Here is a 21,777-nt window from a genome sequence, read left to right on the forward strand (position 1 = left end):
TAAGGCACAATGCACAAAACTGCGTTATTTGTTAAAGTGATAATCCTCTATTTTATTGAGTCATCGCCATGAAATACTTTTTAAGTAGCGCTATCATTTTGCTTTGTTTGGCAGCGGGCAAACTTATTATGCACTTTATTGATGCCAGTTTCCCTGCGCCACTGTTAGCAATGGTTATTTTACTGGTACTGCTTTTATCAGGCATTGTTAAAGAGCAACAACTTACCCCATGTGCTTCGCCTATTTTAAATGTAATGCCTATTTTCTTTATTCCTGCAGGCGTTGGCTTTATTGAACACTTGGGACTTATAAAAACCCATTGGCCATTTTTAACCACCGTGATGATTATAGTGCCCTTGAGTAGCTTAATTTTAGTAGCCAGTATCGTTGGTCACTTTAAAGGCACTGAAAACAATGAATGAGCAAATCAGTGCAATAACGCCAAGTCTTTGGTGGTTAACTATCCCTTTTATAATCGCTCTTTTTTTAGGGCTAAAAATGCTCAATGTGAGAGTGAGTCACAGCATATTAAAATCCCTCACAAACCCCGTATTTTTAAGTATTGCAATAATTGCCTTATTATTAGTTAATCTAGATTTGCCTTATGCGAAATTTTCCTCTCATAGCCAATTACTTAGTTGGTTACTCGAGCCTGCAATCGTTGCGTTAGCCCTGCCCTTATATCAGCAGTTTATGCATATTCGAAAAAACTTTTTACTCATTTTTGTCACTTGCAGTATTGGTATTGTTAATGCCACATTGGTGGCTTTTGTATTAAGTATTTTATTTGCTGCCCCCTCGCAACTCAGCGCCTCAGTTGCCGCACTCAGCGTTACGACACCTATTGCATTACTTGTCACCGATTCACTTGGGGGGATCAGCTCGTTGGCTGCTGCCATGGTTATTTTTATTGGTTTACTTGGAGCTTTGTTTGGCTTTTTATTACTAAAACTAATTAAAATATTTAACTTTGAGGCACAAGGCATTGCAATGGGAACGGCTTGTCACGCTATAGGTACAGCCGCTGCAATTGCCGAGCACCCAAAAATAGGGGCGTTTTCATCAGTGGCTATGGCATTGAGTGCGTTATTAACTGCGGTGATAGTACCACTATTATATCCATTTTTAGTGAGCACTTTGTTATAGTAAGTTGATAACAATCTAACTAAAACTAGAGCCCACCATGATCAGTTCCGAAATTCAGCAATTTGAAAAATACTACGCCCTACTTACCGAGTATTTAGTCACCTATAGTATGCAAATAGTCGGCGCTATTTTTATACTATTGGTTGGCCTGTGGGTGGCGAAAAAGCTCGCCGAAGTAGTTGCCAATTTAATGACGCGGCATAACGTCGATATTACCTTAACCAACTTTGTCAGTAATGTAGTGAAAGTACTGCTAATCATTATGGTGATCATTATTGCGCTGGGTAAAATTGGTATTAGTGTGACCCCATTTGTTGCTGCAATAGGTGCAGCCTCATTGGGTGCAGGCTTAGCGTTACAAGGCATGCTTTCTAATTATGGCGCGGGGCTTGCTATTATTGCTACACGGCCATTTGTGGTCGGCGATACCATAGAAGTAAAAGGTGTTAGCGGCCAAGTAAAAGTAATTGAGCTGGGGCACACCGTATTAATTAATGAAGAAAAAGTAGAAATAACCATTCCCAACAAACATATTGTTGGCGAAATTCTGCATAACTCATTTAGCTACTCTTTAGTAAAAGGTGAAATAGATATTGCCTACAGTGCCTGCAGTGATACAGCAATCAACCTAATTGAAAACGTGCTCATACAGCATGAACTCGTCGCTAAAAAACCCAATGCACAAATTGGCATAGAGCGCTTTGCTGATAGCGGCGTTACTATTAGCTATCGCTATTGGGTACCCACCACTAAAATTATTGAAACTAAGCTTGCTATTAATGGCAGCGTGTATAAAGCAATTAACGATGCCAATATTGAAATTCCGTTTCCACAACGCATTGTTACACTTAATAAAAATAACTAGCACTTCTCATGTGATTAACGCAAAAAGTTAAGTGCACTAATAACTATAAAAATGAGCCAATTATGCAGCAACCGCCTTTTTATCTAGGTGAATGGCAAGTAACCCCTGCCAGTAACACCCTTCAACGCGCTGAAGAACAAAAACAGCTAGAGCCCAAAGCCATGGATGTTTTGCTGTACTTGTGTCAAAACCAAGCAGAGATTGTCAGTAGCGACGCGTTATTAACTCACTGCTGGGCAAACACAGAAACCGGCGATAATCCTCTGCATAAAACTATCACTCAACTTCGAAAAGCCCTGGGTGATAAGGCAAGCGCTCCGCAATACATAGAAACCATACGTAAACGGGGTTATAGGGTTATTGCAACGGTTGAGTTTCCATTGGCTGATGACCTCCCCAGCCAAGTTAACACATGGCAAGGCGGCTCTCCTTTTTTAGGTTTGAGTGCATATAACCCAACCGATACCCACTTATTTTTTGGTCGTAATCACGCCATCAGCACGTTACTAGAGAGCGTATCAAGCCAAATAAAATTACAGCGCGCATTTTGTTTAATCCTTGGCCCTAGTGGCACGGGTAAATCATCATTAGTTAATGCGGGTATATTGCCAAAGCTACTCGACGAGCGAGGCTATAACGGCATTAGAGTAATGTCGTACACCCAACTAGACTTTGCAGATGTAGCTCAAAATAGGCTGTATTTAGATCTCGCTTCAGCCATGCTCGATTGGGATATTAACGACATTCCAGTATTTACAGGGTTAAGCGCACAAACGCTGGCGCAGCAGCTAGAACATGACATAGATAATGTTATTAGTTGTTTAAAAAATACAATTGCAAATACTCAAACAGCAGCAAAAACGCCGCAATTGTTTTTGTTTATAGACCGCTTAGAAGTGCTACTTTCCTCACCGCTATTTAGTAACGACACCCGAAGTCATTTTTTATCTGTTATTGAGCGTTTAGCGACCTCTAAAGCGGTGATTGTATTTAGTGCCTGTCGAAACGATTTTTACCCTTTAGTGGTTGAGCAGCCAAGCCTTATGGTGGGCAAAGCTCATGGCGCGCATTACGATTTAACTCCGCCAAATCGCCATGAACTACAACAAATTATTCGCTTGCCAGCGTTAACCGCTAATTTAACGTTTTCACACGACCCAAACACTAAAACCCCGCTGGATGAAATACTTTGCGCCGATACCGCTAATAATCCAGATGCACTGCCCATGCTGCAATACACACTGCAAGAGCTGTATTTACAGCGCAGTGATAATAATGAGTTATTGCACAGTGTGTATGAAAAACTCGGCGGTATTGAGGGTGCCATTGGCAAAAAAGCCGAAGAAGTATTTATAGGGCTTTCTCAGGCGCAACAACAGCAACTAAAAAGCGTGTTATCGCAATTAGTAACACTAAACCCAGATGGTAAAACCATTACGAGCCGCGCAGCTCGCTTACAAGCGTTAACCAAAACCAGTCAAAAAGAGCTGGTTCAAGCCATGGTCGATAGCCGCTTATTTGTATCGCATTTACAAAACCAAGAAGCTTACTTTAGCCTTGCCCACGAGGCATTATTACGCCAATGGCCACGTGCCAAACAGTGGATTAATGACCATAAAGATGCCCTTGCTATAAAAAGCCGCTTACACCACCACACGCAACAATGGCTTAATGAGCACAAAAGTAACGCCTACTTGTTAGCACCGGGTAAACCGCTGCAAGAAGCCGTTACCTTATTAAACGACAACATATTCGAACTAGACGATGACGAACGCGCGCTTATAACCAGTTCTCTTAAACACAGTAAAACAAAAACAACCATAAAACGCGGCACAGTCGCTCTACTTTGTTTACTCACCTGTGTTGCCCTATTTATGAGTGTTACCAGCTTTCAAGCGCAGCAACTTGCACAGCAAAAACGCCAAGAAGCCGAAAGCTTACTAGGGTTTATGGTTGGTGATTTTGCCGACAAGTTACGCAGCGTAAAGCGTATGGACTTACTTGATGGCATTAGTAATAAAGCACTTGAGTATTTTACCAATCAAGTCGAGGAGCCAAGCTCACTATTTAACTTTAGTAATCAACAAGCCGAATTTAAAAGTCGCTTTCAGTACGCGCAAACTCTGGAAGCCATGGGTGAAGTGGCCTATTCTCGCGGTAAAACCATTGAGGCCTTCACCGCCTTTGAAAACGCCCGCACTCGCCTTGAAGCATTATTAAAAATCCAACCAAACAACTTAGAGTTACTCACGCTTGCCGGTGCCAATGCTTTTTGGCTCGGTCAGCTTCATTATGATAAAAGCGATTACGCAGCCACTGAGCCATTATTTAAAAAATATCATGCCTACAGTGAGAAAATGTATTCATTAGCACCGAATGATTTTAACTCGATTATGGAGCTATCGTATTCGCATAATTCGCTGGGTTCTTTATACACAGAGAAATTTGACTACAGCGCAGCGAAACAAAGCTTTACAAAATCGCTGGCCCTTAAAAACAAAGCGCTTAAGCTTAAACCCAATAATAAAAACTTATTGCGCGATAAAGCAGATACCATCAGCTGGCTTGCTAAAACCGAAGAAGGGCTCGGTGATTTTAATGCCGCGCTAACCATGTATGTAAATGCCTCAAGTGAATTGTCAAATATGCTATTGAATTATCCCGATGATGCAAGTTTATCAAGCAGTTTAGCTTATACTTATATTCAGCAAAGCTATCTTTTAAGTTATTTACCCAATAGACAACCTGCCTACGAAAAAGCACAGCAAGCCACTAATACAATTAATAACGCTATATTGCAGGATCCAAAAAGTAAGTACTTTCAAGATTCATACTATCGCTTTTTAGCCTACCAATTGATGCTTTCAGCCGATAAAAATATTAATGAACAAGTAAATGAAATTATTAAATTTGTCAAAAATCAATACTTCGACAATAAATTTATTATAAATACACAAGTAAGCCTTATACACTATTTTATTGATAGGCTGTCACAGCACAAAGCACAGGAGTTATTAATTGCGCTGGAGATTGATACAAACTATCAAGAGTACATAGCTAATCAAATGAAAATTGGCGATAACATAATACCGATACGGGTTAATTTACTTAAAGCTAAGTTAAGTACAACCAGCAAGCAGCGAGAACAGTTTTGCTTAAATGCGCTTCAAGCCATTATTAAAACAGCAGAAAAAGATCAAAGTGTTCGTATCACATACCCGCTGGTACAGGTGTACACTTGCTTAAATCGAGCTGACGAAATCCCCAAAATAAAAGCAAACCTAGTAAAACTAGGCATTACTAATTTTAATCTATGACTATGAATAAAAAAGGAAATAATATGAATAACACTCAAGAACTAATTCACTTTACAGTTAACATTGTACTAGGCAGTGACGACGAAGCTAACTTTACATATTCTATAGATGGTAAAGAAGTGACTGGCGGCGGAGTTGTAAGAACCGAGACTGCGGGCATTTATAGTTTAGATGAAACCACAATTGAAAATGGATTTTTATTTACTGGCGCGACTATTACTGATATCGATAAAGAAACGCCTTGCGCCCAAAACTTCAGCTTTAAAGTAAGCGATAATGGCCGCAAAATTACTATTATCGATACCGATGAAAACCCAGGTACTGCCTGTTTGATATTTAATGTTGAGTGCAACGGCACAGCCTATGAAAGCACTGATCCGCAAGTTGAAAATAGAGGTGAAAATTAATTAACAACGATTAATTATTAATTTTTAAATTGCACAGAGCTGATTTATTCCTTTGCAATTTTATAAGCCAAACACTTTAACGTTTACACATACCAAGCAGCATCATTAATAACTATCCTTTATTACTAATTTATAATAAAAACCTCAACTTTCAATTGCTGAGTAACTAATTTTCACCTTGCATAGGTTACTTAAAACCTGTGCAAACATGCTTTTTATCATTAAATATCAGCAAGTTAAAAACAGAAGATTACCGAAAGGTTTAATTGCACTTTTTTAAGTAAATTTGTAGACATCAAAAACGTCTGTACCATGCTAAGGCTAAAACGTGTCTAAACAAATTAATAACAAAGAAACTGCAGCAATTAAAAATGATAAAGCGCTCTCCTTCGATTGTGCTTCATCGAGCCCTTTTTTAAATGCTCAATTTAGTGCTTTAATTGAATTGTTTAATGGCACTGCTGAAGGAATATTTGTAATTAATGAACAAGGTGATTTTGAGTTTGTTAATCCAAAAGCTGCGCAATTGTTTGGTCACTCACAGCAGTCATTGATTGGTGATAATTTATTAACATTTTTAAACGATGCCGACCTTGAAAAGTATAAGCAAACCCTATCGAATTGGATTAGCATTAAAGATACAGCGCTAAGCTATGGCCCTAATGAAGTAACAATTAATAAAGCCAATGGCGATGTGATTGAAGCCGACCTATCAATCTCAAGCATGCCTAAAAGTATCGCATCGGCGCAAAAGCTTTATGTGTGTATACTTCACGATCTTAGTACCCATAAAGCCATGTACAACCGTTTAAAAGTACAGGCCTCAACCGATCATTTAACTGGGCTTGCTAACCGTTTAGCTTTAGATGAGTCATTAAAAAAATATTGGCAAGAGAGTATTCAAAGCCAACAACCTCTAACCAGCATATTGATTGATGTTGACCACTTTAAAAAATTCAACGACACCTATGGGCATATTAAAGGCGATAAATGCCTACAAAAAATTGCAAAGCTAATTTTACAGTGTGTACCCTCAAGAGAATGTTTAGCGGCTAGGTATGGCGGTGAAGAGTTTGCAATAGTTTTGCCCCGTTGCGATATTAAAAGTGCAACCATTGTTGCAAAACAAATCGAGCAACTCGTTAATAAGATGACCTTCACAGATATTGGCTTACCACCAGAGGTTAAAATTACCATAAGCCAAGGTATAGCCTGTGAGCATCATAATCAATATAGGACATATGAAGCGCTTTTATGTGCAACCGATACAGCACTATACCGAGCTAAAAAAGAAGGACGCAATAGAATAAGCTCTATCATTTAACGAATTAGTAGCATTATGCCCAAAACAAGCGCTAATAAATAGGAATTAGCGCTGAACTGAGACAGCTTCACAGTAGTAACAAACTACCTAATCCTAAAAAGGTTACAAAGCCGACAATATCAGTGACTGTGGTTAAAATAACTGAGCCTGATAATGCAGGGTCAATTTTCATTTTATCTAAAATAGACGGGATCACTACGCCCGCCAATGATGCAGCCACTAAATTCAGCAGTATTGCCACAGTAATGGTTATACTAAGCATAATATCGTTAAACCATAGGAAAGTTAGCAAGCCAATCACTAAAGCCCATACCAAGCCATTTACCGCGCCCACACGCAGCTCTTTTTTAAGCAGTGCCTTACGGTTGGAGTCGGTAACCTGACCAAGCGCAAGACCACGCACTATAACCGTTAAGGTTTGGCTTCCGGCAATACCCCCCATTGAAGCGACAATCGGCATCAATACAGCTAAAGCAACCACTTGTTCTATGGTGGCGCCAAATAAACCAATAAACCACGAGGCTAAAAATGCCGTCGCTAAGTTGATACCTAGCCAAATACCTCGGTTTTTAGCACTTTTGCGAACACTAGCAAATAGGTCTTCGTCTTCTCGTAAACCACCAGCCTTTGCTGTGGCTTCGTCAGCGATTTCTTGACGTAATTCATAAGCTGATGCAATAGTTAATCGCCCTATTAGTTTGTTATCGGCATTAACCACGGGCATGGCCATTTGTTCACTATGAATAACCACTTCAGCGGCTTCATATAAATCATGGTCTGCATGCAATGAGGTAAAGTCATGATTAGCTAAGGTCATTAAACTCTCGTTATCATGCGCTTTTATCAGGTCATTAACTGCCACTTCGCCTATTAAGCTGCCTTTGCGGCTCACTAAATAAATCACTTCGCTGTACTGCGGTAACCCTTTGTGGAGTAACTTTTTAGCGCCGCCGGCTGTGAGTTTGTCTGACACCTTTAAAAAGTCAAAGCCAATCCAGTGACCTAGTTGCTCAGGCGTATATTGTTGCGCCAGCTCATATTGTTTGGTTTGTGCTTCATCAAGCTGCTTTTTTGCATAATCAATAAAGCGCTGCGGGATCACTTCTTCTAATTCAAGCAGCTCTTCAACGTTAACTTCGTCTAATAATTTAAAACCGTCACTGTCATCTAGGGTTTGCAGTAACCATAAACAGCTATCTTCACTTAAATTAACGAAAATTTCGTGTTGCGTGTCTTCATCTAGTAAATGCCAAATTTCAAGGCGCTGCTCTTTAGGAATAGCTTCAAATAATAAGGATAAGTGTTCCGTTGATAAGGTTTGCTGAGCATCAATAAGTAATTTATTTTTGCGCTCAGTGGTATCACACTGCAATAAGTCGTTTATGAGTTGTGGTAACTGATCAACCGGATACTCTATCATTTAAAAACCCTAAAATAGTCTTTCACTATAAATTTACTGTAATAAGTAAGCACTTATTAATGAGAATAGCTAATAGTGTACATTAGACACGCATAAAAATATTAAAAAATCGCTGTGTTGTTAAATATTTATGGTTGTAGCGTGCTATTAACTATCGCGCTTTAGCTAAAAATAAAGCCAAAAAAAGCCGTAACTAAACACGTTACGGCTTGATAAAAAATTAATAACTCAAGCTATTTATATTTTAAATTGCCCCACTAGGTCACCCAAGTTCTCACCGCGTCCCGCTAAGTGCTTACTAACTGAAGAAGTGGTTTTACTCGACTGCGTTAATTCATTAACAATTTCTTGAATAGCATACACGTTACGGTTAATTTCTTCTGTCACGCTGCTTTGCTCTGTTGCCGCTGTGGCAATTTGTGTACTCATATCATTAATGGTGGTCACGGACGTAGTTACCGCACCTAAGCTTTCAGATATAGCCCGTGAAGACTCAACTGAGCGGTTACAGCTTTGTTGACTCGCATGCATTGCATCAACCGCTGCCGTTACTAAATTATGTAACTCGCTTAGCATTTCGTTAATTTCTAATGTGCTGTCTTGGGTTCTACTCGCCAGGCTTCTTACTTCATCAGCCACCACCGCAAACCCACGTCCTTGCTCACCTGCGCGTGCCGCTTCAATAGCCGCATTTAATGCCAGTAAGTTTGTTTGTTCAGCAATGCCACCAATTACACTTAATACGCTATTAATTTTTTTAGATTGCTCACTCAACGAGTTAACCTGCTCCGCGGCTTGATTAATTTCGCTCATTAAGTTTGATACTTCGCTCAGTGAAACATCTACACAATCTTGCGCGTTGGCCACTTCTTTTGTCGCTGCCTGCGTTGATACCGCAACTTGCGTGGTATTTTGCGCTACCTCATGCGAGGTTGCTGACATTTCGGTAATCGCTGTTGCCACTAAATCGGTTTCATGGTTATGCTTTAATAATTTATCTTCAATTAGTAATGTTTGCGTATTAATGTCTGAAGAAGCCGTTTTAACGTCACTTGTTACATCAACCACTCCGGCAATAATACTGTGTAGCTTACTCACAAATACATTGAAAGATTCACCTAACTGACCAATTTCATCATGAGTATCTATTTCTAAACGTCGGGTTAAATCCCCCTCCCCTTTGGCAATATCGTCTAAGCTTTGCACCATACGTTTAATTGGTTTTAGCATATTATTAGAAGCGTACAACGCACCGGCTGCTGCTAAACCAAGCAGTAGAAGTGAGATTAAAACCAAAGTGGTCATTTTTTCGCTTAAATGGCGCTCCATGGTTGTTTGATATTTTACCAGTTCGGCTTCAATATCATCCATATATGTGCCAGTGCCTATCATCCAATTAGTACCTGGGATCATGGCTGCATAACCAATTTTTTCGACTAAGCCGCTAGTATTGGGCTTTTGAAAATGATAAGTAAACGAGCCACCGCCTTTACGCGCTTGCTCAAGTAAGCCAACCACTATTTTTTTACCGTTAGGGTCGGTCATGCCTATTTTACTTTGCCCTTCTATCGCATCACCCAGTAATGCATGAAAAACACTAATACCATCGGTATCATAAATAAAGTAGTAACCATCTTCACCAAAGGTTAAATCTCGCAACGCATCTTTAGCGTCTTGTTCATTTCCTTGCGCTAATTGGTATTGCACTACTTTAGAGCCGATTTCTATTTCTGTTCTTAATAGAGTTTGTTTATCAGCAATTAATTTAGTTTTGAACTCATTAAAGTTTTGCTGTTGATTTTGCATCTCTAAATAATAAGAACCTGCCATAAAACTGATTAGTAATACAATCAAAGGTAAAACAGCCAGCAGTAGCAATTTGGTTTTTAAGCTTAAATTACCCATTATTTCTCCAATTAACATTATAAGCTATCAAGCTTTTTATTTTGCAGCCACTTAGCAACTACGTTTCCATTGTTTGTATTACTGACAACAGCGCTACACTTGTATATAAATTAAGCACAAACAGGGTTGTTGCGCAATTTAATACACTCGTATGTTAGTAAAACATACTAAAATCAACTTTATAACTAGACGATAGTATAAAAGCAGTAATAAATAACTAATTTTTCTCATGCTATAAATTCTTACTAGTGCACAGCTTATTACCTTACGATTAAATCTTAACTAACCTCAGTAACACTATTTTAGCTTTAATGAAAATTAAATATTGGGCATCACACAAAGGCCTTGCTTTCTGAGTTAAAACACAAATAATGAAGCAACTAACTACTGGGTAAGAATGAGGAAAATGAGTTATATACTAACCACCCAATGCGCAGACGATATAGGTTTAATCGCCAAAATTACCGGACTGTGTAATGAGCATAATTTAAATATTATTCGTAATAACGAATTTGTAGATAAAGATGCGCAGCGCTTTTTTATGCGCACAGAGCTTACAGGCGAACCACATACTGAGTTTTTGTCACAACTGCGCGATGTATTACCTGCTGGCGCAAAAGTGGCACTGCACGGCGAAGAAAAAACCAAAGTGGTACTATTAGCTACAAAAGAAGCTCATTGTTTGGGCGGCATGTTACTTAAGCAATTTGAACAAGCCCTAAACATCGAGATACTAGCCGTTATCGCCAATTACCCTACTTTAGAGCCTCTAGTGAAAGGGTTTGATATTCCTTTTCATGTGGTTTCTCATGAAGGACTTACGCGCAGTGAGCACGACGAAAAAGTCGGTGACTTAATTGCCAGCTATAACCCAGACATTATTGGCCTAGCTAAATATATGCGTATTTTAAGCCCTGAATTTGTAGGTCGTTTTGAGGGTAAAATCATTAATATTCATCACTCATTTTTACCTGCTTTTATTGGTGCAAAACCATATCATCAGGCGTTTGAACGTGGTGTGAAAATTATTGGTGCCACGGCTCACTTTGTTAATAATGAGCTAGACGAAGGCCCTATTATTTTACAAGACGTATCGAGTGTGACTCATGCGAATACAGCTGAGATGATGGCTAAAATGGGTAAAGATGTGGAAAAAACGGTGTTTTGTAAAGCACTGCAACTAGCATCAGAACATAAGCTGTTTATTAATGGCAATAAAACCGTGGTATTTTCATAATTAGCTTTATATCAAAATTAAAAATGCCAGCTACTAAGCTGGCATTTTTTATAAGTAAATATTAAACCTTACCTAATTAGGGTGTGTAATACGTTGGTGCCCCAGGGCCTACTGGCATACCTAAAACAAATACCCATAAATAAAACAGTACCACCCAGCCAACAAAGAAAATTAAGCTGTATGGCAACATAGTGGCTACCAAAGTACCTATTCCCATGTCTTTTTTGTATTTAGTGGCAACCGCGAGGATTAAACCAAAGTAACTCATCATCGGAGTAATTAAGTTAGTTACTGAATCACCAATACGGTAAGCCGCTTGAATTGTCTCGGGGGCATAACCTATAAGCATCAGCATAGGAACAAATATAGGTGCTGTTACTGCCCACTGCGCTGACGATGAGCCTAAAGTTAAGTTAACTAACGCACACATTAAAATAAACAGTACAAATACTTCCGGTCCAGTTAAGCTAAGTGCTTGTAGTAATGCGGCACCATTAATCGCTAAAATCGTACCTAAGTTAGTCCATTTAAAAAATGCCACAAACTGTGCAGCAAAAAACACTAATACAATGTACATGCCCATAGAGCTCATACTTTTGCTCATGGCATTGATCACGTCTTTATCATTTTTCATGGTACCAACCACGCGACCATACACAAAACCTGGAATACCAAAGGTGACAAAAATAAACACCACAATCCCTTTTAAAAACGGAGAGTGAGCAACCAACCCCGTTTCAGGATTACGTAAAATACCGTCGGCAGGAACAATAGTCCAAGCAAGTAACAATGAAACCAGAAGTAATGAAACCCCAGCCCATTTTAAACCTGATTTTTCTTTGTCAGTTAAACCCGCAATATTATTTTGAGCTAAATCTTCACTGGCTTCATCTGGATTATATTTACCTAAACGTGGCTCAACAATTTTCTCAGTAACAAGTGTGCCTAAAACAGCAATTAGCAACACCGAAATCATCATAAAATACCAGTTTGCTTCAGCGCCAACTTGGTAAGTTGGGTCAATCATTTGTGCTGCAGGCGTAGTAATACCCGCTAATAACGGATCGATAGTGCCAAGTAATAAATTAGCGCTATAGCCGCCCGATACACCAGCAAACGCTGCAGCAAGACCTGCAAGCGGATGACGACCTAAGCTATGAAATATCATTGCCGCTAGGGGGATCAATACTACATAACCCAGCTCAGACGCTGTGTTTGATAAAATAGCAGCGAAGACCACCATAAAGGTTACTAAGCGTTTAGATGCACCCATAACCATGCCACGCATTGCCGCAGACAATAACCCTGAATGCTCGGCAACACTCACACCTAATAGCGCCACTAACACCGTACCTAATGGAGCAAAGCTGGTAAAGTTAGTCACCAAGCCCGTTACAATACGCTGTAAGCCCTCAGCACTGAGTAAGCTAACCACTTCAATTACACCATCTGGATCGCGCCCAGCAGAGCCCTCAGGACGAGGATCGATGGCACTTAGTCCAAACCAATCGGCAACGCCACTAAATAAAATAACGGCAATACAAAACAGCGCGAATAAGGTAATTGGATGGGGAAGCATGTTCCCTAAAAATTCTACTGTGGCTAAAAATCGATTGAACCAGCCGCCCTTTGCGACCTGATTTTCATCTTGGGATGTGTGTGGTGAGTCTATTGAGTCTGACATACCATGCTCTCTTAATTACAAAATGCCCGTAACCTAGCATTATTTTCTGAGCAGGTCATGTAATAAAGATGAATGACTTGTTATGTCATGGTAATTAACTAATTGGTTTGTTGTAATGGGATTGCAAAAAAGAGGCTCTCGCCTCTTATTTAGTCTGCTTAGGCTTGCTCTATGGGTTCTAGTTGTAGTTTTGCAGCAATTAAAACAGCTTGAGTTCGGTTATAAACACCGAGTTTTCTAAATATGGCAGTAATGTGTGCTTTGACTGTGGCTTCTGAAATGTGAAGCTCGTACGCAATTTGTTTATTCAGTAAACCTTCGTGCAAATATTGTAAAACGCGGTATTGCTGTGGAGTAAGTGATGCCACTTGTGCGGCAATTTCTCTATCTGCGCCTTCGATTTCAGCCACTTTACTTTTTAGCTCGGTTGGCAGCCAAGTATCGCCTTCAAGTATTTGGTTAATTGCGTTGGCAATATCGTCAGATGATGAAGACTTAGGAATAAACCCCATTGCCCCATAACCCATAACTTTCGAAACAATATTTACATCTTCACTACCCGAAACCACCGCAATAGGTAAGCTTGGGTAATCTTCACGTATACGGATCAAGCCGTATAAGTCACCGTTACCTGGCATGTGTAAATCTAGTAGTAATATATCAAGATCTTCTTGTTCGCTTAACACCTGCAATGTGCTATCAAAATCCGCTGATTCAAATACTTCCAAACCCGCAAACTTTGCACTCAAAGCGCCCTTTAGTGCTTCACGAAATAACGGATGATCGTCCGCTATTAAAAACTGACTCATTGTTCACTCCCAAAAATTCGGCTGCTGTCCAATAGACAACAGCCGATATACTACGTTTAGAATCAACTTCTAATCAAGCTTTTAACGTGAAATTAACGATTTAATCGATTTTCTACTAGCTCATCAACCACTGACGGATCAGCAAGTGTTGAGGTATCACCAAGCTGTTGGTACTCATTTGCCGCGATTTTACGTAAAATACGACGCATAATTTTGCCAGAACGTGTTTTTGGTAAACCTGGCGACCATTGAATCATATCGGGTGATGCTATTGGGCTTAGCTCTTTACGTACCCAATTACGGATCTCTTTGGTCAGCTCATCACTCACAGTAACGCCTTCATTAGGAGTTATGTAAACGTAAATACCTTGGCCTTTAATATCATGTGGGTAACCTACCACTGCCGCTTCAGCTACAGCTTCATGAGCAACTAATGCGCTTTCAATTTCAGCAGTACCTAAACGGTGCCCAGACACATTAAGTACGTCATCAACGCGTCCTGTGATCCAATAATCACCGTCTTCATCGCGACGACAACCGTCACCAGTAAAGTACACACCAGGATAAGCGCTAAAGTAGGTTTGTTCAAAGCGCTCATGGTCGCCATACACAGTTCGTGCTTGTGAAGGCCAGCTATCTAAAATCACAAGGTTACCGTCAACCGCACCTTCTAATGTATTGCCTTCAGCATCAAATAACGCCGGTGCAATACCAAAGAATGGACGAGTTGCAGAGCCAGGTTTCATATCGGTTGCACCTGGTAATGGCGCAATCATGATGCCACCGGTTTCAGTTTGCCACCAAGTATCTACAATTGGACAATTAGATTTACCAATTTTTTCATAGTACCAGGTCCATGCTTCTGGATTGATTGGCTCACCCACAGAACCTAAAATGCGCAAGCTGTCGCGATGTGAGCTGGCAATCGGCTCTTCGCCTTTGGCCATCAATGCACGAATGGCAGTAGGTGCTGTGTATAAAATTGTCACGTTATGTTTATCAACCACTTCACCCATACGACCTGCTGTTGGGTAAGTCGGTACGCCTTCAAATACGACTTGCGTACACCCATTAACGAGCGGCCCGTAAGCAATATAACTGTGACCTGTGATCCAGCCAACATCAGCACTACACCAAAAAATATCATCGTCTTTTAAATCAAAAATGTATTCGTGGGTCATAGATGAATAGACTAAATAGCCACCGGTGGTATGAACCACACCTTTAGGCTGACCCGTAGAACCCGAGGTATACAGAATAAACAGCGGGTCTTCAGCATTCATGTGTTCAGGTTCGCACTCTGGCGCTTGATCTGCAACTAAGTCATGCCACCAAATATCATGGTCGTGCCAATCAACATCGCCTGACGTTAGTTTATGTACCACTACATGTTCAACAGTGGTGACTGAATCTTGTAATACGGCTTCATCTACATTGGCTTTGAGCGGAACACAGTTACCTGCACGTCGGCCTTCATCTGACGTGATCACCACTTTAGCGCCCGAGTCGTTAATACGATCCGCAATAGCTGACGGTGAAAAGCCACCGAATATAACTGAATGAATAGCACCTATACGGGCACAAGCTTGCATTGCGTATATAGCTTGTGGGCTCATTGGCATATAAATGGCTACACGGTCACCTTTTTTCACACCCAACTTTTTTAAACCATTGGCAAATTTAGCAACTTCATCATGTAGTTGTTGGTAGGTAATATTTTCGCTTTGCGAAGGATCATCGCCTTCCCAAATTAACGCTACTTTATCTGCTTTTGTTTTTAAGTGACGATCAATACAGTTATATGAGGCATTAAGGTAGCCATCTTCATACCATTTGATATTGATATGGCCTTTATCAAATGAAGTGTTTTTTACTTTTGAATATGGAGTAAACCAGTCAAGACGCTTACCGTGCTCAGCCCAAAACCCTTCAGGGTCCTCAATAGACTGTTTATACATCGTATTATATTTTTCATTATCGACGAGCGCTGCGTTTTTAATGTGCGCAGGAACTGGATAGATACTTTGTGACATATTAGTCTCCAATTTATATTACTTGCCTTAGGCTTTTCATCAAGGATTACTCAGCAGTGCACTATTAAATATTAGACATTAGTTGTATCTGAGTTCAAACAACGATTATCTTATCTATAATCCTCATGGCTACACCCTATTTACATAAAAAACATACTATTAAATAAAAGTATATGAACACTCAATAATTATTAAACCTTAGTCTAATAGACTAATAGTTGATTGAGTAAATTGTGTACATATACAACAGTAGCTTGAATATTTAAAAACTTTGATTGTTTATTAATAATTCGTATTTACTAACAAATTAGATTAAAGATAATTAAATTCAATCTGTTAGTACTATATAAGTAACACACATTAATACATATCATAAGCAAACAACATACAACAAGTAGCCTATAAAAGGACGCAACAATGAAATTTACTCCAATTAAAACACTGGCAGCTAGTGCTGTACTATATGCACTTTCTAGCACAGCTTATGCTGCAAAAATAGGTGATACAGAATTTACCTACGGTGGATACATTAAACTCGACGCAATGTGGAGTGACTACTCAGCAGGCGCTCCTGCGGGCACCAGTGTTGGCCGTGATTTTTATGTGCCAAGTACACTAACCGTTGGTAACGATAATAGTTCAGACGCCGTATTTGATATGCACGCTCGTGAGTCACGTTTTAATTTTGGAACTGCTACCTTATTAGATAACGGTAAAACGGTTAAAACTAAAATAGAGCTAGACTTTTTAGCGTCAGCTCCTGGCGGCAACGAGCGTGTGTCTAATTCATACTCTCCGCGCATTCGCCATGCATTTATCTCATATGATGGCTGGTTATTTGGTCAAACATGGTCAAACTTTCAAAACGTCGGTGCATTACCAGAAGCACTTGATTTTGTTGGTCCTGCAGAAGGCACGGTGTTTGTTCGTCAATCTCAAATTAAATACACTACGGGTGCATGGTCATTCTCGTTAGAGAACCCAGAAAGCACAATTACTACAGCCGGCGGTGGCATGGCCGTAACTGATGATGCCTCATTACCTGACTTTACCGCACGCTACACCCATAATGCTGATTGGGGTAACTTTGTAGTAACAGCCCTTGCTCGTCAACTGACCTACAAAGTAGGTGGTGTTGATGCCGATGAAACCTCATTTGGTGTTAGTGCATCGGGTATGGTGAAGCTTGGTGAAGACAATCTAAAATTTATGCTTACCCAAGGTAAAGGACTAGGTCGTTATGTGGGTCTAAACGTAGCACGTGGTGCGGTTCTTAATGGTGATGACCTAGATGCGATTGATTCAACATCTGGTTTTATTGCGTATCAACATAAGTGGAACAGCCAGTGGCGCTCTACTTTCTTATATTCGTTCTTGTCTGCTGATAATGATGAAAACCTACTTGCAATGTATGGCGACCCTACAGAATCAAGCCAAAGCTACAGCGCAAATATTTTATACTCACCGGTTAAACGTCTAACCTTTGGCGCTGAATTTAAACATGCAGAACGCGAGCTTGAAAGTGGCGTAGATGGCGATCTAGATCGTTTACAATTTTCTGTAAAGTATGCGTTTTAATTTCCTAACCAATTAAAATACTGATTTACTTCCTGAGCGGCTTCGGCCGCTTTTTTTGTTTTTAACCAGAGCTCAAGTTAACCAAATCCATGCGCTTTACTTAAAAAATATTAAAGACGTGTAAAATACCCAGCAAACGAAATTGCAAATCACTCTCATTTAGATTAAATTACCACCCACATTTAATCTTATGGGAAACATGATGCTGTACAAACATAAAAACTCTGCATTTAAACTGAGTCTACTTACTTCACTGGTTTTATCTGGGCATGCTGTTGCAAACGACACGCAAGACAACCTGCCTTTAGAAAAAATTGCTGTTTATGGGCAACATCATAAAAACTATATTACCGAAGAAGCACAGTCTGCGACTAAGCTAGGTTTAACCATTAAAGAAACTCCGCAATCAATTTCTGTTGTTTCACGCGCGTTAATGGATGACTTTTCGCTTGATGATATTAATGCGGTACTAGAGAGCACACCAGGCGTAACAGTAGAACAAATAGAAACCGATCGTACATACTTTAAAGCCCGTGGTTTTGAAATAACTAACTTTTTAATCGATGGCTTAGGCACACCGCAAACCTCTGGTTCAATTCAAGGGACACTTGATACTGCAATTTACGACCGTGTTGAAATTGTACGTGGTGCCAATGGCATGATGACCGGTGCAGGTAACCCATCAGCGACTGTTAATATGGTGCTAAAAAAGCCAACCTACACAACACAAGTTCATGCATCGGCTTCTTATGGTTCGTGGAATAACAAACGTGTAGATATTGATGTTTCCACACCGATTAACGACGAGCATGCTGTCCGTGCTGTATTTACTAAGCAAGATAAAGAGTCATATCTAGACCGCTACGAAACCGATAAAACCATTGCCTACCTTGCCTATGAAGGAAAGCTAACCGACGATACACTTCTGAACATTAACTACGTAAACCAACAAAAAGATGCCGACAGCCCTCTATGGGGCGCGCTACCGCTTAATTACACAGATGGCTCCCCCACTAACTATGATGAGTCAACTAGTACAGCTGCAGATTGGTCGTATTGGGATAATAGCGCTGAACGTATCTATGTAACTCTTGAGCAAAATTTATCGGCTACCTGGGTCGCTAAAGCCCGTTATGCCCACATAAAGAATGAACAAAATTCTGAATTATTTTATGTGTATGGTACCCCAGATAAAGAAACTGGTTTAGGTTTAACCGGCTATGCGAGTCGTTATGATTACAAAGACACCCAAGATTTGTTTGACTTATATGCCAGCGGTAAATTTGAGTTATTTTCACTAGAGCACGACTTATCATTCGGTATTAGCCAAGCAAACATGGACTTTAATGACCAATCGCTTTATGACTTCAGCACAGGAAATGGTTTCCCTGCGATGCCTGATTTAGCGACTTGGGATGGTGTTATCCCTGAGGCAACACTGGTTGATTCGCCTAACGGCAGTGATGTACAAAATACACAAAGATCTGCCTATATTTCAACTCGTATTAAACTAGCAGAGCCATTAAGCATTTTGGCAGGCGTACGCTATACCGATTGGGAAACTAAAGGTACTGCTTATAGTGTAGTGCAAACCCGCGATGACTCAGAGGTTATTCCTTACATTGGTACGGTGTACGATTTTACTGAGTCGTTATCAGCGTATGCTAGCTACACCGAAACGTTTGTGCCACAAAAAGAGTTAGACATTAACGCTGAACAACTGGCTCCGGTTATTGGTAAAAGTGCTGAAGTTGGTTTAAAAGCACAACTTTTAGATGAGCAAGTATTTGTAACACTGGCCTATTTTGATGCTAAGCAAGATGGACTTGCTGTTGCACTTCCGGGCTCCCTTCCAAGCGATACGCGTTATTACGCTGCAGATGGTATTAACAGTGATGGTTTCGAAATTGAATTAAGCGGTCGCTTAACTGATGATTTAAGTGCCAGCATCAGCTTTAGCAATTTAAGTATTGATGGTGATGAACTCGTTAAAGATTACACCCCAGAAAACCAATTAAAAATGGCAGCCACTTATCAAGTGCCATTTATTGATGGTTTAACCTTAGGTGCTAATTACCGCTGGCAAGATTCTATTAGCCGTGTGCAAGTAAAAGATCCAGCAGGCAACGCATTGGCAACTACAAAACAAGATGCTTATGGCTTATTAGATTTAATGGCCACCTACGAAATTACTCAAAACGTCGGTGTTACCTTTAATGTTAATAACAGTACTGATGAAAAGTACATAAACAGCCTTTATTGGGAGCAAGGTTACTACGGGGCACCCCGTAACTACTCATTGTCAGTTAACTGGCAGCTGTAAACCTAAGCACTGGGCTCTCTTGAGCAGAGCTTAAGACTATTTATTAGCAAACAATAAAAAAGCGCTAACCTAAATGGTTAGCGCTTTTTTTAAGCTCGGGTCAAATCAAGCTTTAAAACTAATTGGCTTAAAGGTCGCCTTCATCACCTAATACGTCTTCGCCATCTTCTGGCTCAACCGTTGCTTTTAGCAATAGCATCTCACGCAATTTACCTTCAATTTCATCTGCAATCTCAGGGTTTTCTTTAAGGAACTTAATCGAATTAGACTTACCTTGGCCAACTTTGTTGCCATTGTAGCTGTACCAAGCACCCGCTTTTTCAACAATTTTGTGCTTAACACCTAAATCAATCAGCTCGCCCTGCTTAGAAATACCTTCGCCATACATAATGATAAATTCAGCTTGTTTAAACGGCGGTGCAACTTTGTTTTTCACAATTTTAACGCGCGTTTCATTACCAACAACTTCATCGCCTTCTTTTACCGAACCAATACGGCGAATATCAATACGTACAGAGGCGTAAAATTTCAGGGCATTACCACCAGTTGTTGTTTCAGGGTTACCAAACATTACACCAATTTTCATACGGATTTGGTTAATGAAAATACATAGTGTGTTTGAACGCTTAATGTTACCTGTAAGCTTACGTAATGCTTGTGACATTAAACGTGCTTGTAGACCCATGTGTGAATCACCCATGTCGCCTTCAATCTCAGCTTTTGGTGTCAATGCTGCAACCGAATCGACAATCACTACATCAACCGCGCTTGAACGCACTAACATGTCACAAATTTCCAGTGCTTGCTCACCTGTATCTGGTTGAGATACCAGTAACTCATCAATGTTAACACCTAGTTTTTGTGCATAAATTGGATCAAGAGCATGCTCAGCATCAACAAAGGCACAGGTTTTACCTTCTTTTTGAGCTTCAGCGATAACTTGCAATGTTAGCGTTGTTTTACCTGATGACTCTGGGCCATATACTTCAACAATACGCCCCATCGGCAAGCCGCCTATGCCTAAGGCAATATCAATACCTAGCGAGCCTGTTGATACAGCGTCAATGTTTAACGCTTTATTGTCACCCAATTTCATGATTGAGCCTTTACCAAATTGACGTTCAATTTGTGATAAAGCTGCGTCCAACGCTTTTTGTTTGTTATCGTTCATTTTCTTCTCCAAATCCAGCTAATGCAGACAAGTATACTGTATGAAATCACAGTATCAAGCTAATTTTATTATTTTATCTTCTCTATTATGATTTTTAAAGAAAATACAATAGCTTGCAGCCTAACTTGCGCCCTGTTACCATTAAATACTTGTTCAAACGTCCAGTGTTTACCATTAATTTGCAGTCCAAACCACACGAGCCCTACCGGTTTGCCCTCAGTAGCACCACCGGGTCCTGCAATCCCTGAAATAGCAATGCCAATATCAGCATTTGCAGCCTTACAAGCGCCTGCTGCCATCTCAATGACTGTTTGTTCGCTCACCGCGCCAAATTCCTCTAGGGTATCATGCTTCACATTGAGTAATTCATGCTTTGCGTTATTGCTATAAGTGACAAATGCACGGTCAATATATGCTGAGCTGCCTGGGGTATCGGTAAGCGAATAACTCACTCCACCACCAGTACATGATTCAGCGGTAGTGATCCATAAGCGTTTATCCGTTAAAATAGCGCCTAATTGCGCAGCAAGTGTCTTAATCTCTTGATGTAATTCCATA

Annotated in this window: 16 protein-coding genes; 9 read left to right on the plus strand and 7 right to left on the minus strand. The window is 40.1% G+C overall.

Features of this window, described 5'->3' with window-relative positions:
- The first annotated feature begins 68 nt into the window (after positions 1-68).
- The 6 genes from B1F84_RS11335 (at position 69) to B1F84_RS11360 (ending at position 7,059) form a co-directional block, all read left to right on the plus strand.
- Positions 69-422, plus strand: coding sequence for a CidA/LrgA family protein (locus B1F84_RS11335; protein WP_076918317.1), 354 nt, complete (start codon positions 69-71; stop codon positions 420-422).
- Positions 415-1,146: an LrgB family protein gene (locus B1F84_RS11340; RefSeq protein WP_008111565.1), complete on the plus strand. Its 732-nt coding sequence runs from the start codon at positions 415-417 to the stop codon at positions 1,144-1,146. The genes B1F84_RS11335 and B1F84_RS11340 overlap by 8 nt, the downstream gene beginning before the upstream one ends.
- A 37-nt stretch (positions 1,147-1,183) precedes the next feature.
- On the plus strand, positions 1,184-2,011 hold the full coding sequence (locus B1F84_RS11345) for a mechanosensitive ion channel family protein (protein ID WP_131691467.1): 828 nt from the start codon (positions 1,184-1,186) through the stop codon (positions 2,009-2,011).
- A 62-nt stretch (positions 2,012-2,073) separates the two neighbouring features.
- Positions 2,074-5,328, plus strand: a complete 3,255-nt coding sequence (locus tag B1F84_RS11350; RefSeq protein ID WP_131691468.1) for a winged helix-turn-helix domain-containing protein — start codon at positions 2,074-2,076, stop codon at positions 5,326-5,328.
- Positions 5,329-5,351: 23 nt separating this feature from the next.
- Entirely contained in the window at positions 5,352-5,735 is a 384-nt protein-coding gene (locus tag B1F84_RS11355; protein WP_131691469.1) for a DP-EP family protein, read from the plus strand.
- A 328-nt stretch (positions 5,736-6,063) separates the two neighbouring features.
- A complete protein-coding gene (locus B1F84_RS11360; protein WP_131691470.1) occupies positions 6,064-7,059 on the plus strand; it encodes a GGDEF domain-containing protein in 996 nt (331 codons plus the stop codon).
- A gap of 67 nt (positions 7,060-7,126) precedes the next feature.
- Here B1F84_RS11360 and B1F84_RS11365 read toward each other — a convergent pair whose 3' ends face one another.
- Both B1F84_RS11365 and B1F84_RS11370 read right to left on the minus strand, forming a co-directional pair.
- Positions 7,127-8,479: a magnesium transporter gene (locus B1F84_RS11365; protein ID WP_008111553.1), complete on the minus strand. Its 1,353-nt coding sequence runs from the start codon at positions 8,477-8,479 to the stop codon at positions 7,127-7,129.
- A gap of 237 nt (positions 8,480-8,716) precedes the next feature.
- Positions 8,717-10,384: a methyl-accepting chemotaxis protein gene (locus B1F84_RS11370; RefSeq protein WP_008111551.1), complete on the minus strand. Its 1,668-nt coding sequence runs from the start codon at positions 10,382-10,384 to the stop codon at positions 8,717-8,719.
- 406 nt (positions 10,385-10,790) lie between these two features.
- On the opposite strand from B1F84_RS11370, the gene purU reads away from it, so the two are divergent.
- Complete coding sequence (gene purU, locus B1F84_RS11375; RefSeq protein ID WP_131691471.1) at positions 10,791-11,621, plus strand: formyltetrahydrofolate deformylase; 831 nt, start codon at positions 10,791-10,793, stop codon at positions 11,619-11,621.
- A gap of 76 nt (positions 11,622-11,697) precedes the next feature.
- Here purU and B1F84_RS11380 read toward each other — a convergent pair whose 3' ends face one another.
- The 3 genes from B1F84_RS11380 to acs form a co-directional block, all read right to left on the minus strand.
- Positions 11,698-13,305, minus strand: a complete 1,608-nt coding sequence (locus B1F84_RS11380) for an AbgT family transporter (RefSeq protein WP_131691472.1) — start codon at positions 13,303-13,305, stop codon at positions 11,698-11,700.
- A gap of 158 nt (positions 13,306-13,463) precedes the next feature.
- On the minus strand, positions 13,464-14,114 hold the full coding sequence (locus tag B1F84_RS11385) for a response regulator transcription factor (RefSeq protein WP_008111545.1): 651 nt from the start codon (positions 14,112-14,114) through the stop codon (positions 13,464-13,466).
- A 92-nt stretch (positions 14,115-14,206) separates the two neighbouring features.
- Positions 14,207-16,147 (minus strand): acetate--CoA ligase, encoded by a 1,941-nt coding sequence (gene acs / locus B1F84_RS11390; RefSeq protein WP_008464207.1) that lies wholly within the window; start codon positions 16,145-16,147, stop codon positions 14,207-14,209.
- A 417-nt stretch (positions 16,148-16,564) separates the two neighbouring features.
- Here acs and B1F84_RS11395 point away from each other — a divergent pair, with 417 nt between their 5' ends.
- Both B1F84_RS11395 and B1F84_RS11400 read left to right on the plus strand, forming a co-directional pair.
- A complete protein-coding gene (locus B1F84_RS11395) occupies positions 16,565-17,725 on the plus strand; it encodes a DcaP family trimeric outer membrane transporter (protein ID WP_131691473.1) in 1,161 nt (386 codons plus the stop codon).
- A 202-nt stretch (positions 17,726-17,927) separates the two neighbouring features.
- Positions 17,928-20,048, plus strand: a complete 2,121-nt coding sequence (locus tag B1F84_RS11400; protein ID WP_205988857.1) for a TonB-dependent siderophore receptor — start codon at positions 17,928-17,930, stop codon at positions 20,046-20,048.
- 127 nt (positions 20,049-20,175) lie between these two features.
- On the opposite strand, the gene recA is transcribed toward B1F84_RS11400, so the two are convergent.
- Both recA and B1F84_RS11410 read right to left on the minus strand, forming a co-directional pair.
- Positions 20,176-21,219 (minus strand): recombinase RecA, encoded by a 1,044-nt coding sequence (gene recA / locus B1F84_RS11405; protein WP_008110343.1) that lies wholly within the window; start codon positions 21,217-21,219, stop codon positions 20,176-20,178.
- Positions 21,220-21,287: 68 nt separating this feature from the next.
- A complete protein-coding gene (locus B1F84_RS11410; protein ID WP_076918326.1) occupies positions 21,288-21,776 on the minus strand; it encodes a CinA family protein in 489 nt (162 codons plus the stop codon).
- Between the last annotated feature and the right edge of the window lies 1 nt (position 21,777).

The organism is Pseudoalteromonas sp. DL-6, assembly GCF_004328665.1.
Taxonomy (GTDB): Bacteria; Pseudomonadota; Gammaproteobacteria; order Enterobacterales; family Alteromonadaceae; genus Pseudoalteromonas.